The 15492-nt window shown below is 68.2% G+C and carries 13 protein-coding genes and 1 pseudogene; 4 read left to right on the forward strand and 10 right to left on the reverse strand.

Annotation, left to right across the window (positions count from 1 at the left end; translation table 11 throughout):
- From AB0A97_RS38945 to AB0A97_RS38960, 4 genes and pseudogenes are all read left to right on the forward strand, one after another.
- The coding region (locus AB0A97_RS38945) for an amino acid--tRNA ligase-related protein (RefSeq protein ID WP_361159966.1) at positions 1 to 380 on the forward strand (380 nt) is incomplete at its 5' end.
- A gap of 68 nt (positions 381 to 448) precedes the next feature.
- Positions 449 to 1065, forward strand: a pseudogene (locus AB0A97_RS38950) (Uma2 family endonuclease).
- A 120-nt stretch (positions 1066 to 1185) separates the two neighbouring features.
- Positions 1186 to 1395, forward strand: a complete 210-nt coding sequence (locus tag AB0A97_RS38955; protein ID WP_361159969.1) for a type II toxin-antitoxin system VapB family antitoxin — start codon at positions 1186 to 1188, stop codon at positions 1393 to 1395.
- Complete coding sequence (locus AB0A97_RS38960; RefSeq protein WP_361159971.1) at positions 1392 to 1826, forward strand: PIN domain nuclease; 435 nt, start codon at positions 1392 to 1394, stop codon at positions 1824 to 1826. Before AB0A97_RS38955 ends, AB0A97_RS38960 begins: the two co-directional genes overlap by 4 nt.
- Positions 1827 to 1883: 57 nt before the next feature.
- Here AB0A97_RS38960 and metG read toward each other — a convergent pair whose 3' ends face one another.
- The 10 genes from metG to AB0A97_RS39010 all read right to left on the reverse strand — a co-directional run bounded on the left by metG (position 1884) and on the right by AB0A97_RS39010 (position 15310).
- Positions 1884 to 3593 carry a methionine--tRNA ligase gene (gene metG, locus AB0A97_RS38965; protein WP_361159974.1) on the reverse strand — a complete coding sequence of 570 codons (1710 nt, stop codon included), beginning with the start codon at positions 3591 to 3593 and terminating at the stop codon, positions 1884 to 1886.
- A 135-nt stretch (positions 3594 to 3728) separates the two neighbouring features.
- Positions 3729 to 4601, reverse strand: a complete 873-nt coding sequence (locus AB0A97_RS38970) for a methyltransferase domain-containing protein (protein ID WP_361159977.1) — start codon at positions 4599 to 4601, stop codon at positions 3729 to 3731.
- 124 nt (positions 4602 to 4725) lie between these two features.
- Complete coding sequence (locus AB0A97_RS38975) at positions 4726 to 5871, reverse strand: DUF6596 domain-containing protein (protein ID WP_361160104.1); 1146 nt, start codon at positions 5869 to 5871, stop codon at positions 4726 to 4728.
- A 17-nt stretch (positions 5872 to 5888) separates the two neighbouring features.
- On the reverse strand, positions 5889 to 6296 hold the full coding sequence (locus AB0A97_RS38980; protein ID WP_361159979.1) for a YciI family protein: 408 nt from the start codon (positions 6294 to 6296) through the stop codon (positions 5889 to 5891).
- Positions 6297 to 6444: 148 nt separating this feature from the next.
- Positions 6445 to 8022: an MFS transporter gene (locus tag AB0A97_RS38985; RefSeq protein ID WP_361159981.1), complete on the reverse strand. Its 1578-nt coding sequence runs from the start codon at positions 8020 to 8022 to the stop codon at positions 6445 to 6447.
- A gap of 258 nt (positions 8023 to 8280) precedes the next feature.
- Entirely contained in the window at positions 8281 to 8526 is a 246-nt protein-coding gene (locus AB0A97_RS38990; RefSeq protein WP_361159984.1) for a hypothetical protein, read from the reverse strand.
- A gap of 50 nt (positions 8527 to 8576) precedes the next feature.
- A complete protein-coding gene (locus AB0A97_RS38995; RefSeq protein ID WP_361159987.1) occupies positions 8577 to 8834 on the reverse strand; it encodes a DUF1266 domain-containing protein in 258 nt (85 codons plus the stop codon).
- Between the two features lie 706 nt (positions 8835 to 9540).
- Positions 9541 to 14262 carry a putative T7SS-secreted protein gene (locus tag AB0A97_RS39000; RefSeq protein ID WP_361159990.1) on the reverse strand — a complete coding sequence of 1574 codons (4722 nt, stop codon included), beginning with the start codon at positions 14260 to 14262 and terminating at the stop codon, positions 9541 to 9543.
- Entirely contained in the window at positions 14262 to 14879 is a 618-nt protein-coding gene (locus tag AB0A97_RS39005; protein ID WP_361159993.1) for a hypothetical protein, read from the reverse strand. Before AB0A97_RS39005 ends, AB0A97_RS39000 begins: the two co-directional genes overlap by 1 nt.
- Positions 14876 to 15310, reverse strand: a complete 435-nt coding sequence (locus AB0A97_RS39010; protein ID WP_361159995.1) for an SseB family protein — start codon at positions 15308 to 15310, stop codon at positions 14876 to 14878. Before AB0A97_RS39010 ends, AB0A97_RS39005 begins: the two co-directional genes overlap by 4 nt.
- Positions 15311 to 15492 lie beyond the last annotated feature (182 nt).

The following is a 15492-nucleotide window of genomic DNA, read 5'->3' on the forward strand; positions in this document are numbered from 1 at the left end:
AGGACCCGCTGGACATCCTCGCCTGGCAGTACGACATCGTCTGCAACGGCGTCGAGCTGTCCTCCGGCGCCATCCGCAACCACGAGCCGGACGTCATGTACAAGGCGTTCGCCATCGCCGGCTACGACAAGGACACCGTCGAGGCCGAGTTCGGCGGCATGCTCCGCGCCTTCAAGTTCGGCGCCCCGCCGCACGGCGGCATCGCCCCCGGCGTCGACCGCATCGTCATGCTCCTCGCCGACGAGCCCAACATCCGCGAGACCATCGCCTTCCCCCTCAACGGCAACGCCCAGGACCTGCTCATGGGCGCCCCGTCGGAGGTCGAGGAGTCGCGCCTGAAGGAGCTGCACCTGTCGATCCGGAAGCCGCAGGTCAAGTAGTTCATACGTACGTGTGAAGGGCCCGCGATCGGATGATCGCGGGCCCTTTCGCGTGCCACGCTGCGGGGATGGCGACACGCGAAGCGGCTCCGGCCGCTGCGGACAGCGAAGACGTACACGCGAGTGTCCTGAGCCAGGAGCAGTTCGAGGAGCTGGCTCGCTTCGGTGAGCGCGTGGACGAGGCGCTGCGCCTGGAGTTCGTCAACGGGAGGATCCGGGAGAAGCCATGCCGGACGGCGACCATGCAGAGATCGTCGCGTGGTTGACGCGTCTGTGCATGAAGGCCGATGAGGGATGGTGGCTTCACGCGGGACGGGGGCTGCGGGTCGGGACGTACCGCAAGAGCAATGCTCGCCCTGCCGGCTGCCTCGCGCCGAACGAGAACTTCGTCGGCCAGGGCGGGTGGACGGACGCCGAGGGAGTGCTCATGGCCGTCGAGATCACCTCCCGTGACCACGCCGCCGATCGCCGGGACCGCGTGGAGAAGCCGAAGGCGTACGCCGAGACCGGCATCCCGGTGTACCTGCTGATCGACCGGGACACCTGCGAGGTCAAGGTGCACTCGCAGCCCGACGGCGGCCGCTACGAGATGCTCCTGACGGTGCCGTTCGGGAAGACGGTCGCCCTGCCGGACCCGGTGGGCATCGAACTGGACACCGAGCCGCTGAAGGGCTGGGTGCGCTGAGGCGGCGTATCGGCGAGGGAGCTGGGGAGGGTTCTGCGGGCGTCGCGTTGACGGTTCATTGGACGGCCGGATGGCCCGCATATACAGTTTTTGTAGACTGATATATGGGGAGTGATCGGTATGTCGAAACTTTTGCTGGAGGTCGACGACGAGGCGCTGGCGGAAGCCGCGAAGCTCCTCGGCACGAAGACCAAGAAGGACACCGTCAACATGGCGCTGATGGAGGTGGCCAAGCGGCGTAGTCGGGCCATAGCGCTCGCCAAGCTCAGGAAGAGGGGTGCGCGCGGCGACTTCGATCTTCTCCTCGACAAGAGGAACTACCGCGGGTGAAGAACTCGTACCTGATCGACACTTCGGCCGCCGTACGACTGCTGAGCAGCGAAGCGTATGACGATCACTGGGCAGAACCTATGGTCAACGGCTTGATCGCCATGTGCGACCTCACGGAGATCGAGGTTCTCTGCTCGGCGAGGTCGCGCCGGGACCGGGATGGCATACAGGAAGAACTGCGCCAGGCGTTCGTCTGGGCCCCCGTGCCCGACCTGGTCTTCCAGCGAGCCCGTGAGGTGCAGCAACTCCTCACCGACCACGGCGAACACCGTTCCGCCGGCCCGGTCGACCTGATCGTTGCCGCCACCGCGGAACTCTCCGGCATGACGCTTCTGCACTACGACCGTGACTTCGACACGGTCTCCCGGCGTACCTGCCAGCCGTCCTGCTGGCTGGCGGAGCCGGGCGTGGAATCGAAGCGGGAGACATGACGGGGGCCCGGAACCGGTGACCGGTTCCGGGCCCCTCGGCCTACGTCGTCCGCGTGCCTACTCCGCCGCGCCGAACCGCTCCCGGTACGCCGCCAGGTCATCCTCCGTGATCTTCGCGAAGAGCACCGGCGGGACCGTGAACGCCGTACCCGCCGGGACCGAGGCCAGCGCCCGCGCCTCCTCCGCCGTGACCCAGGCCGCCGTGTCGCCGTCGAGCGCGAACGCGCCGCGCATCGCCTTCGCCGCCGCCGGGATGAACGGCTCCGAGACGATCGCGTACAGGTGGATCAGGTTCATCGCCGTACGCAGCGTCAGCGCCGCCGCTTCCTGGTCGGTCTTGATCTCCAGCCAGGGGGCCTTCTCCTCCAGGTAGGAGTTGCCCGCGCTCCACAGCGCCCGCAGGGCCGCGGCCGCCTTGCGGAACTGGAGGGCCTCCATGTGGCCCTCGTACTCCGCCAGCAGCTCGGCGATCTGCTCGCCCAGCTTCGCCTCGGCCTCCCCGGCCGCCGCGCCCGCCGGCACCTCGTCGCCGAAGCGCTTGCGGGAGAAGGACAGCACCCGGTTGACGAAGTTGCCGAGGGTGTCGGCCAGGTCCTTGTTGACCGAGGAGGAGAACAGCTCCCAGGTGAAGGACGTGTCGTCGGACTCCGGCGCGTTGGCGATCAGGAAGTAGCGCCAGTAGTCGGCGGGCAGCAGCTCCAGCGCCGCGTCGGTGAAGATGCCGCGCCGCTGCGAGGTGGAGAACTTGCCGCCGTAGTACGTCAGCCAGTTGAACGCCTTGAGGAAGTCGACCTTCTTCCACGGCTCGCGGGTGCCCAGCTCGGTGGCCGGGAACATCACCGAGTGGAACGGGACGTTGTCCTTGGCCATGAACTCCGTGTAGCGCACGTCGTCGGCCTCGTACCACCACGACTTCCAGTCGCGGTTCGCCGGGTCGGCGTCCGCCCACTCCTTCGTCGAGGCGATGTACTCGATCGGCGCGTCGAACCAGACGTAGAAGACCTTGCCCTCGGCGGCCAGCTCCGGCCACACGTCGGCCGGCACCGGCACGCCCCACTCCAGGTCACGGGTGATCGCCCGGTCCTGGAGGCCCTCGGTCAGCCACTTGCGGGCGATGGACGACGCCAGCGTCGGCCAGTCCTCGCTGCTGTCGTCGATCCACTGCTCGACCTCGCCCTGGAGCTTGGACTGGAGCAGGAAGAGGTGCTTGGTCTCGCGCACCTCCAGGTCGCTGCTGCCGCTGATCGCCGACCGGGCGTCGATCAGGTCGGTCGGGTCCAGGACCCGGGTGCAGTTCTCGCACTGGTCGCCGCGCGCCTTGTCGTAACCGCAGTGCGGGCAGGTGCCGACGATGTAGCGGTCCGGGAGGAAGCGCTCGTCGGCGATCGAGTAGACCTGCCGGATGGCGCGCTCCTCGATGAAGCCGTTCTCGTGCAGCTTGCGCGCGAAGTGCTGGGTCAGCTCCACGTTCTGCTGCGAGGAGCTGCGCCCGAAGTGGTCGAACTGCAGATGGAAGCCGTCGTAGATGGCCTTCTGCGCGTCGTGCTGCTCGCCGCAGTACGCGTCGACGGACTGGCCGGCGTCCTTGGCCGCCAGCTCGGCGGGCGTGCCGTGCTCGTCCGTCGCACAGATGTAGAGCACCTCGTGGCCGCGCTGGCGCATATACCGCCCGTACACGTCGGCCGGGAGCATGGACCCCACCATGTTGCCCAGGTGCTTGATCCCGTTGATGTACGGAAGGGCGCTGGTGATGAGGTGTCGAGCCATTGCCGGCTGCTCCCAAGTCGCTACGGTGAGTGAGGTTTTGTTCTACGGAACGTCAATATCGTACTGGACGGGTACGGGGCGACCGCGCCCGGTTTTCCGCGCTCGGTACGGTCCTTGATCGTCTCTTTCGGGCGGTCAGGGCCGGCGGGCCACCACGAGCCCCCAGCCGGGGCTGCCGTCGGGGCGACGGGCGGCTCCCCGCACCGGCCGGAGCTCCACGGTGAACCCCGCCGTGCGCAGATCGGCCCGTATGTCGCGCAGCGCGCAGGTCCGGTAGTACATGACGAACGGGGGACGCCACAGCGCGTTCCGTGCGCGCATCACCGCGTCGAAGCCGAGCAGGGTCCAGTACAGCGCGGAGCGGGGGTGCGGGGGCGCGGCGATCGGGAAGGCGAAGATCCCGCCCGGACGCAGCGCCCGGTGCACACCGGCGAAGACCGCGGCGCGCTCGGCGGGCAGGAAGTGGCCGAGGGCGCCGAAGGTGACGGCCAGGTCGAAGGCGGCGGGGAAGGGGAGGGCGCGGGCGTCGGCGCGTACGTACGCTGCGGTGGGGCCGGTGGGGCCGGTGGGGCCGGTGGGGCCGGTGGGCGGGGCTTCCGTGGCGGGACCGGTGGATGGCCCCTCGGTGGTGGGGTCGGCGGGCGGACCCGTCGTGGGCTCCCGACCCGTCGTGGACTCCGGACCGACCGTGGGCTCCGGACGGACTGTGGGCTCCTGCGCGCTCCGCGCCGCCGCGAGCATCCCCGTACTGAAGTCGGCCCCCACGATCCGCTCCCGGCACAGGGACCGCAGCACGCCCATGCCCGCTCCCGTGCCGCAGCAGACGTCGAGCCCGGACCCGAACGGGCCGAGGCCCCGCAGCGTCTCCGCCGTCGCGTCGAGAATCCGGTCCGGCGTACGGAACGGTGTGTGATCGAACTTCGGGGCCAGCAGGTCGTAGCCGCGCTCGACGGAGGAGAGCGCCTGCACGGTCAGCTCGCGGAGCGTCGGTCCCTCGGGGGTGAACACGGGGCCAGCGTACTGAGGTCGGCTCTCCGCCATGGACCGTTCCGCGTGCGGACTGCGATGCCGGGGGCTGCTGACGCTGCTGATGTTGCTGGGACTACTGGGACTACTGGGACTGCTATGGCTGTCAGCGGTCCCGGCGGGCGTTGAGCCGGGCGGCCTGGCGCGTCAGGTGGTCGCGCTCGGCGAGGTTGGGCGCCTTTCGCGCGGCCTCCGCGTACAGCCGCGCCGCCGTCGCCGGGTCGCCGTCCCGCTCGTGGAGGTACGCCGCCACCGCGGCATGGCGGGGCAGCGAGGCGTCCAGCTTCGCGAGCGCTGCCATCCCGGCCCGCGGCCCGTCGGCCTCACCGACGGCCACCGCGCGGTTGAGCCGTACGACCGGGCTGTCGGTCAGGCGCGCCAGCTCGTCGTACCACTCGACGATCTGCACCCAGTCGGTCTCCGCCGCGGTGGGCGCGTCGGCGTGGAGGGCCGCGATGGCGGCCTGGGCCTGGAACTCGCCGAGCCGGTCGCGGGCGAGCGCCGCCTGCAAGATCCCGACGCCCTCCGCGATCGCCCCGGTGTCCCACCGGCCCCGGTCCTGCTCGGCGAGCGGCACCAGACTGCCGTCGGCCGCGGTACGGGCGGCACGGCGTGCGTGGTGGAGCAGCATCAGGGCGAGCAGGCCCGCCACCTCGGGGTGGTCGATCACGGCCGCGAGCTGCCGGGTGAGCCGGACGGCCTCGGCGGCGAGGTCCACGTCGCCGGAGTACCCCTCGTTGAAGACCAGGTAGAGGACGCGCAGCACGGTGGCGACGTCGCCGGGCCGATCGAGACGTACACCGGACACGGTCCGTTTCGCCCGGCTGATCCGCTGCGCCATCGTCGCCTCGGGCACCAGATAGGCGCGGGCGATCTGGCGGGTGGTGAGCCCGCCGACCGCCCGCAGCGTGAGCGCGACCGCGGACGACGGCGACAGCGACGGGTGGGCGCACAGGAAGTACAACTGGAGCGTGTCGTCCGCCGCGGGGGCGGGCCCGGGCGCCGGCTCCTGGTCGACGAGGTCCTCCCGGCGGCGGCGGGACGCGTCCGCCCGGGCCGCGTCGAGAAACCGGCGCCAGGCCACCGTGACCAGCCAGCCCTTGGGATCGCGCGGCTGGTCGTCCGGCCAGCCGCGGACCGCCTCGACCAGAGCCTCCTGTACGGCGTCCTCGGCCGCCGCGAAGTCGGCCCCGCGGCGGACGAGGACCCCGATCACGCTCGGCGTGAGGCTCCGCAGCAGGGCCTCGTCCATCCGCGTCACCTGGGAGGTCACTCCGTGACGGTGGGCGGCGCGGCCAGGAACGGGCGCACCTCCAGCCACTCGTGAATCGGCTTCCCGCCCGCCCCGGGAGCGGCCGACAGTTCGCCGGCCAGCTCGACGGCGCGCTCGTAACGGTCGACGTCGATCACCATCCACCCGGCGATGAGGTCCTTGGTCTCGGCGAACGGCCCGTCGGTCACCGGCGGACGGCCCTCCCCGTCGTACCGGACCCACGCCCCCTCGGAGGCGAGTGCCTGACCGTCCACGAACTCGCCGGTCTTCTCCAGCCGGTCCGCGAAGTCCTGCATGTACTGCATGTGGGCGGAGATCTCTTCCGGCGTCCACTGGTCCATGGGCACGTCGTTCACCGGGGCCGGCGCGCCACGGTAGTGCTTCAGCAGCAGGTACTTGGCCATCGTGGGTCTCCTCGGAGTGGTGCGGCCCATTGTGGTCGCGTTCACTACGGGGACGGAGCCGATCGGGAGTTCTCGACATGGGTGGCCAACATTTTTTCGGGCCCGCGGTACGAGTCCCTCAGCGCGAACCCCGCAGTGCCCGAAGCCGTCACCCGGGCTTCGCCCCCGCCTCTGCCTCCGCCCTCGCCCCAGGCCCAGGCCCATCCTCAGCCCCATCCCCGTGCTTCGGCGCCCTCCCATTCACCAGTACGCCCGCGACCACCCCCGCCAGCAGCATGATCCCCGCGCCCCACCCGATGGCCACGGTGAACCCGTGCACGACACCGTCCTTGACAACCCCCTCCCGCATCGCGGGCGTCAGGCGCCCGCCCGCCTCCTTCGCAGCCGTGGCCAGATGAGTTTCGATGTACGTGGCACTCGTCGACGTGGCGATGGTGTTCAGCAGCGCCGTGCCGATCGAACCACCCACCTGCTGAGCCGTGTTGACGGTCGCGGAGGTCACCCCCGAGTCCTGCGGCGCGACGCCCGCCGTGGCCGTGGACATCACCGGCATGAAGATCAGGCCCATCCCGAGCCCGACCAGCAACTCCGACGGCAGCACATGCGAGACGTACGCGGGTTCGGCGGTCAACGTCGTCAGCCAGAACAGCCCCGCCGCCGCGAACACCGCGCCCGGCACCATCAGCACGCGCGGCGGCAGGTGGTGCAGCAGCCGTGCCGATATCTGTGTCGACCCCACAATGATCGCCGCCGTGATCGGCAGAAACGCCAGGCCCGTCTTCACCGGCGAATACCCCAGCACCACCTGGAGGTAGTACGTCATGAAAAGGAACATCCCGAACATGGCGATGACCGCCAACGCCATGGTCAGAAACGCCCCCGCACGATTCCGGTCCCGCACGATGTGCAACGGCAGCAACGGTGAACGCGCCCGCCCCTGCCACCACGCAAAAACGGCCAACAACAGGGCCCCACCCACCAGCAGCCCGATAACCATCGCATCCCCCCACCCCCGCGGCTGCGCCTCACTGCACCCGTAAACGATCGCGACCAGCCCACCACACCCCAACACCACGCCGGGAACGTCCAGCCGAGCTTCCCCATGCCCCCGCCGGTCGTGCAGAAAGACCCAGGCCCCCGCGATGGCCACCACCGCGATCGGCACATTCACGTAGAGACACCAGCGCCAGTCCAGATACTCCGTCAGCAACCCGCCGGCTATCAGCCCGATGGCCGACCCGCCACCCGCAATGGCGCCGTAAATCCCGAACGCCTTGCTCCGCTCTTTCCCGTCCGTGAAGGTCGTCGTCAACAACGACAACGCGGACGGTGCCAGCACAGCAGCGAACGCACCCTGCAACGCCCGGGCCCCGAACAGCAACCCCTGCCCGGACGCCGCCCCACCCAGCGCGGAAGCGACCGCGAACCCCACCAGACCGATGACGAACGACCGCTTCCGCCCCACCAGGTCAGCGATCCGCCCACCCAGCAACAGCAGTCCACCAAACGCAAGCGTGTATGCCGTGATCACCCACTGCCGGTTCGCATCCGACATGTGCAACTCCCGCTGCGCGGACGGCAAGGCGATGTTCACGATCGTCGCGTCCAGCACAACCATCAACTGAGCCACGGCAATGACGACGAGCCCCCACCACCGCCGCGGATCAGGCTCCCCTGCCGTATCCGTCCGTTCCCGCGTCCGGCTCTGACCCTGACCCTGGCTCATGAATACCCGCCTCCGCCGTGGACAACGGACAGCGGTCACCCATCGGGCGAGCACCGCAGCCCGAAACCAGCGTAGGCGCTGGCCCGCCCCCTCGCCTGTCGGCCGCCCGGGCTCCGGTTATGGCCCGGTCGGTACCTTGATATCGGTACGGATCCGGTCCGTCTTTTCCGCGAGTGCTTCCAGGTTCACCGAGTACGGATCGGCGTCGACCCGCTCCGCGTCGGTCTCCATCACATTCCCGGTCGTACTCGAATCCGCTCAGGTGCAGAACGGCGCGGTAAATTTTTGGCCCATCTGCCGCTTCACGAAGACACCGCAATACACCGGTTCCTCGGTGCCGTGCGGCCGCTCTTCGCGCTTCGGCACGACCAGTTCGCCGCCGCTGCTCTCCATTCCGTGAATCGTCTGCTTGACGGCCTCCATCGGGTCGCTGACGGAGCCGTACATCGAGAGCAGCACCAGTGACTTGGCGCCGGACTGGTATTGCCAGTCCACCGTGGTCATGCGGTGAGCGTACGAGCCGTTGCGCGGGACCTGGGCGCCCACCGTGTCACTCAAATTCTTAGTGAGGGTGTATTTCCCGTCCACGGGGGCCTTCGGCACCACCGTCTTGTAGTTGGGCCCACCCTCGCGGGATTCGTCATTAGGGTGCGGTAGATGCCCACCGTCTCGGTGAACCATCTCCCGAAGCGCTCCTCGTCGAAATGCAGGCAGCGCCCGAGGACGAAGCCCAGGCCGAGATCCGTCCAAGAGATGTGGGCGGCCCGGCTGAGGCGGGCCGGGTGCAGGAGGACACGCTCCGTCTCGGCCACACGTCGCCCGGGCGAGGAGTCACAACATAAGTTCAGTTTGGGCGGTGTCGTGCATCTGCGCCTCTCTTACTGAATCGGTTCGGATTGAAAGGCGGCTTGGAATGCTTCATCCGTCAGCTTCCCATGAATCCACAACCTGAGTGCTTGTCTTTGTCGACGGTCCATGGTGAAAGCATGCGTGCAGCACCGGTAGAACAAGGATGGGCGTTCGGTTACGTACCATCCGTCCCGTCGTGCTATCAGGTATGCTTCGGCAGGATTTCGCCTTTTGGACAAGGCTTGCTGCAATTGCAACAAGTTTTCATCGAATTTGGAACTCGGCCGGATGTGGACTCCGTAAGCCTCGCCAACCTGTTCGCAGAACGAAGCTGATGCGTACGGGAGAGTGAACCTTACCCACCAGTCAACCGCGACTGGGCTGAGGAGGTTCGTAAAGAGCGTTTGGAGGCTCTGGTCGATGGCTCCTATCCGCTCGACCATTTCGGCAGTAGCTGTCGGTTCGTACCGGTGTAGCTGGGGGATTGCTTTCTTCAGTGTGCTCCTGAGGGTGAGTTCGTTCTGGTAGTCCTCAAGGTCCCATGGGTACCCTTGCCGACAATCCACTTCGAATGTATTCCACCTGTCAATCGCTTGGGTTGGTGAAATGTCGTGAGTCCATCCCAGTGAGTGGAAAGTCTGATTGAAGTGCGAGGCGAAAGGCGAAGATTTAGCGTTCACTTTCATTTTCCATGTACTCGCGAGGGTTGTCCGGTCGGAAGTATGTGTTGATTTTACCGTCTTGCATGATGATCAGTCGCCCTTCCTTGTCCATGCGGAGTATCGCGCCGTCTCCGCTGCGCACAATCTCTCGGGCGCCCTCGGGTAGCGGGTCACGAGAAAGGGCTTGCGAGTCCCTTTGGTATCTGACAAATCCGTCGTCGGTTGGACTTTGGTCTTGGTATTCGGGCATGTCCGGTCTGCCGTTGGGCTTCCCGTCGCCATACACGTGCTTATCGTACTTCTCGTCGATCTTCGCCATGTTCCATTCGCATGGGGAGAGGCCGAGTGGGTCGACGAATATGTGCGGATTTGATACGTAGGTAGCCGGATTATCTGCGGGCCTCAGGCCGAGTGGATCGCTCGATATAAAGCGAGCTGTGTGCGGGTCGTAATGACGTTGAAGATTGTAATGAAGGTGTGTCTCCAAGTCGAAATACTGCCCAGGGAACCGAAGCGGCGTATACGCCGTGGCGCCCGCGTTCCAGGTGGTGGTGCCCCAGAGGGTAGGGCGCGACTGCCACGCCACCTCGCCCGTCTCGGAGACCAGCTCTGTAGGCGTGCCCACCAGGTCCGTGACGATGGCGAAAAAGCGTTCGTCCACGACCCGTTGGGGAGCGGCGGACAGGTCGCCTGTGGTGAGTTTGCGTTCCGTTTGGGTCAGGGGAGTCAGGCCCTCGTGGTCCCAGGTGAGGGTCAGGGACTGGGGGGAGGTGGGGGTTGTGGTGGATTGTTCGGTGAGGGTGGGGCCGTCCCAGGTGAAGCGGGTGGATTCGAGGGGCGTGGAGCCGTCCGGGGACAGGCGGTGTTTGGCGGTGCGGCGGCCCAGTGGGTCGTAGGTGTAGTGCCAGAGGGCGGCGTCGGGGGTGGTGACGCTGGTGAGGCGGTCTTCCGCGTTCCAGGTGTAGTGCCAGGTGTCGGGTTTACGGGAGAGGCGGGTTTTCTGGCGGAGGGTGACGCGGCCGAGGGCGTCGTGTTCGTAGCGGATCGAGCCGGCTCGGTTGATGCGGGTGCCGGTGTAGGAGCGAGGCCCTTGTGCGGCGGCGCCGGGGTGTTCGGCGGGCCAGGTGGCGTGGGTCTGGTTGCCGGACTCGTCGTAGGCGTAGGTCTCCGACCAGTCGGCGGCGTTGACGGCCGTGACGCGGCCCGCGCGGTCGAGGTCGAAGGTGCGGTGGCCGCGGGCGGAGTCGTCGAGTCCGGTGAGGTTGCCGTCCGGGCGGTAGGTGTAGGTGCGGGAGAGGAGAGGGGGGAGGGGAGCTTGGGGTGAGGTAGGGGAGGAGGGAGAGGAAGGGGAAGAGGAAGAGGTGAGGGACTGGGAGGTGAGGCGGCCTGTGGGATCCCAGGACTGGATGAGGGTGAGGGCGTCGGAGAGGTGGCGGGTGGTTTCGCGGCCGGCGGCGTCGTGGTCGAAGGCGAGCGGGTGGCCGGAGGCCGACATGTGGGTGCGGTTGCCGACGGCGTCGTAGGCGTAGGTGGTGGTGGCGCCGGTGGGCGTCGTACGGGAGGTACGGCGGCCGAGGGCGTCGTAGGTGAAGGAGAGGGTGCGGCCGTCGACGGTTTCGGTGGTGACGCGGCCGAGGGCGTCGCGGGTGTAGGTGATGGACGCGTCGGGATTGGCGGTGCGCAGGAGGCGGCCGGCGATGTCGTACTCGTAGGTGGTGACGAGGCCCGCGGCGTTCTTCTCGGCGAGGTGGTCGAGGAGGGTGTGGGTGTAGGTGGTGACCTGGCCCAGCGCGTCGGTACGACTGGTGAGCCGGCCCGCCGCGTCGTGCGTGTAGGCGAGGACGCGGTCGTCGAAGTCGGTCTCGGAGGACAGGCGGCCGGCGCTGTCGTAGGCGTAGCTCCAGGTCAGGCCTTTGGGGTTGGTGACCTGGGTCAGGCGTAGTTCGGTGTCGTGGGTGAAGGTGTGACGGGTGCCGTCCGGGTCGGTGCGGGCCGCGAGCAGGTCGAAGTGGGTGTATGCGAAGCGGGTGACCTGGCCGATGGCGTCGGTGTGGGAGGTGCGGTTGCCCTCGCCGTCGTACGTCCAGTGTTCGGCGGCGCCGGTGGGGTCGATGCGGGTGGCGAGCTGCCCCTCGACGGTCCAGATGAGGTGGGTGGTCTCGCCGAGCGGGTCCGTGACGGAGGTGATGCGGCCGAAGGCGTCGCGCCGGTAATGGGTGCGGGCGCCGAGGGGGTCAGTGGTGGAGAGCGGCAGGCCCGCTTCGTTGCAGTAGAGGCGGGTGGTGTTGCCGAGGGCGTCGGTGACGGAGGAGAGGTGACCTCGGGCGTCGTACGCGTAGTGCGTGGTCGCGCCTGCGGGGTCCGTGGAGGAGGTGCGGTTGCCGCCGAGGTCGTAGGTGTGGGACCAGGTGGTTCCGTCCGGCCCCGTGGTGGTGAGCGGCTGGCCGAGGCCGTTGTACGTGGAGGTGGTGCGGCTGCCGTCGGGGAGGGTGACCTCCGTGGGGCGGCCGTCGTCGTACGTGAAGCGGGTCGTGCGGCCCAGCGGGTCGGTCACGGACAGCACGCGGTGCAGGGCGTCGCGGACCGTACGGGTCGTGGCACCGGTGGGGTCGGTGGAGGCGACGATCTGATGGTGGTCGTTCATCAGGTGCCGGGTCACCTGGTCGTGGGAGTTGTGGTGGAGGTTGGTGCGCAGACCCGTGTCGGGGTCGGTGTCGCCCCAGGTGAAGTGCGCCCGCAGGTGGCCTTCGGTGCCGCTCTGCCAGATGCAGCGGTGCCGGTCGTCGTAGGCGTAGCTGTACGAGCTGTTGTTGGTGTCCGTCCACGAGGTGATGCGGTCGGCGGTGTCGTAGGTGAAGCGCAGCGGCCGGCCGGAGGAGTTGGTGACGGTGGTGAGGTTGCCGGTTTCGTCGTAGCCGTAGCGGCGGATGAGCTGATCGCCGCCGCCGGGGGCCGCTCCTGCCAGGTGGAGGGCGGTGATGCGGCCCGCCTCGGTCGTGAACACCAGGCGGTAGCCGGCGCTGTGGGTGATGGCGGTCGGTGTACCGGTCTCGTCGTAGTCGAAGGTGTGACGGTTGCCGCGGCGGTCGGAGATCTCGTCGAGGACGGCGGTGTCGTCGGTGTACGTGGTGAAGTACCAGCGGGTCCCGCCGACCGGATCGGTGAGGAAGTAGTCGCCGTCCGGGGTGCGCTCCAGCGGGTGGCCTTCGCCCTCGACGGGGAGGGAGGGGACGCCGACGGCCGGATGCGGGTAGGCGAGCAGGTTGCCTTCCTCACCGATGAGGACGACGCCCTCGGCGTCGATCTCCAGACGCTGGTCGACGGTGCTCATCCAGGTGGGGCCGAACCAGCGGCCGGTCCGGTAGGACGACTCGAAGGTGCGGCTGAAGGCGAGCGGGAGGCTGCCGGGCAGGGTGATGTCGGTCTGCGGCAGGATCATGCGGCCGGTGGCCATGTCGATCGGGTCGCTGCCGAAGACCTTGCACCAGGAGCGGCGGGCGCGGTCGCGAAGGGCGGTCTTGCCGCCTTCCTTGACCGCGGCGCGCGCGGAGTCCTTGGCGGCCCCCTTCGCGCCGGCTTTGGCGGCGCCCTTGACCAGGCCACCGGCCCCTTTGCCGCCCACGAGGTTGCCGATCAGAGCCCCTGTCGCGTCCCCCGGGTCGCTGCCCCACCCCGTACCCAGCAGGGCCTTGGGCAGCCGCTCGGGGTGGGCCGCCGTGGTGGTGAGTCCCATCAGCGTGGTGGAGAGGTTGGACATGTACTGGAAGGGGTGGGTGAGGTTGTAGATGTCCAGCGGGTTGACCGTACGGACCAGTTTCACCGTTTCCGCCCCGGTCCTGAGGACACCCCCTGCCAGGTGCATGAGCTGGATGCCGCCGGACACCGCCCCGTCCGACACGTCGGAGAGGAACTGTTGGCCGAACTTCGGCTCCCGGGGCGCGTGGGCCAGCGCTTGGCTGATGGCGTGCTGAGCGCGCTCGGCAGCCTCGTCCCGCTGGTGGCGGGCGTTCTTGAGCAGTTCCTGGGCGGCCTTGCGCCCTTCCGCGCCGGGGTCGGAGAAGGCGCCCGGCTTCTGGGGCTTCTGCCCCGGGTCGGCGTTCTTCTCCAAGGCGGCGTTGTACGCGTCCGCCTTGGCGTTGTACGAGTCGACCTCGGCCTGGTGGGCGTCCATGGCCTTCTTGGTGGCGTCCTGCGCGGCCTGGTACTTGTGGATGGCCGTCTCGGCCTTGCTCTGGGCCCAGGAGACCGTCTCCCCGTACGCGTGCAGGGCCTTGCCTGCTGCTTCGCAGGCGTCCGCTGCCTGCATCCACTGCTTCGGGTGGGCGTCGAACTCCTCGTGGAAGCTGTCCGCCGCCTTGCCCTCCCAGCCGCCGGAGTCCAGCTTGCGCAGGCCTTGGCCGACCCGTTCGAAGGCGGCGTAGAAGTCCTTCAGGTGCGCAGCGGATTCGTTGATCGCGGAGGCGTCGCCGTGGACCAGGTCCTTGGGGTCGTCGGTCTCGCCCAGGTTCCGCTCGTCGACGTGGGCGCCGAGGTTGTCGGCAACGTCCTCGCCCGCGGAGCGGACCTTGTCGGCCACTCCTTCCGCGCCGACCGAGTCCAGGGCGCCCGCGGCCTTGTCGGTGACGAACTCGACCCCTTCGCCCAGCTTTTCCTTGGCGCCGTCGACGACGTCACCGGCCTTGTCGGCCACCGTGTCGACGACATTGCCCAGTCCGTCGAGGATGCCCATCAGCCCTCACCCCCGGCGTGCTGCGTGTTCTCGGTCTTGTCCTGGCCGGCGCCCATGGCCTTGAGGGCCAGGTTGTGATCGGCATCCCCCGCCCACTTGGACGTGGACCAGTCCTGCTTCGTCTGCTCCCACGACGAGCGAACCCGCTCGAAGGACTCTCTCGTGGCGCCTGAGTTGATGTCGTAGTCGGTGTCCCCGATGTGACTGATCGGGTTGTCGTCGCGGATCTGCTTCCAGGACTTTTTCTTGATCTCCTCCGAGGAGAGTGACGGGTCGCCGATCGCCGCATTCGCCGTGATCTTCAGCTGGTCGGAGACGTACTGTTCCTGCTCGTGGTAAAGACCGGCCGACAGGTCGAGGCGGCGGGCGAAGGAATTGGCTTCGTGCACCAGGGCACGCACTCCCCAGGACCAGCGTTCGCAGAACGACTCGAAAGTCGACGCCAGTTCGGCATGTCCGGCTTCCATTCCGGTCAACTGGATCTTCTCGAAGCCGTGGCCGAGCTGTGCCTGGCTGTCGAATCCCAGCTCTTTGAGTTCCGAGATGGCGTCGTTGATGCCTTTGCTGACCTGCTGGAGGGCCTGCTGGTCGAGCTGGTAACCGTCCCCCGCGCTCATGCCCGCTCACCGCCCTGGCCGGGCGTGGTGGAGGACGGCGACACCTGAACGTCGGCATCAGTACGGACGGCGACGGAGTCCGGCACGATTCCGGGCGCGGGCGGGAACAGCATCCCCTGCTCGCTGCCGGCGTTCAGGGCCACACCGGCCGGCCCTTCCACCGCGGGTATGACGACGTCGAGCAGGCGGGCGCCGAGCGCGGAGACATAATGCCAACGGGTGCCCGGTGTGCTTCCCCTGGCGAGGGCGAAGCGGCTGAGCGCGTCCTCGTCCGTGAATGCGTAGAGCCAGCGTATTCCGCCCCATTCAGCGGACATGAGCCCGTCGTCGGTTACGGGCACCAAGACGCTCGTGCGGCGGAATTCCCCGATCAGTGCCGGTGGGTCGCCGTCGTGCGCGTACATGTCGGCGATTTCTTCGGTCAATGACATAGCGACCCCCCTACCCCCGTGTGGTCAACGCCGTAACACTCTTACACATGGCACTGACGGTGGAGCTGGGAGTTGTGGGAACCGGCTGGGCCGCGGTTGCCGTGAAGGGTTCAACCAAGGGGTGGTGGCGGAAATGCCGTCGGCCGCGGCGGGCGGGTGGCCCGGCCGCGGCCGACGGGTGG

The organism is Streptomyces sp. NPDC045470 (genome assembly GCF_040646595.1).
Taxonomy (GTDB): Bacteria; Actinomycetota; Actinomycetes; order Streptomycetales; family Streptomycetaceae; genus Streptomyces.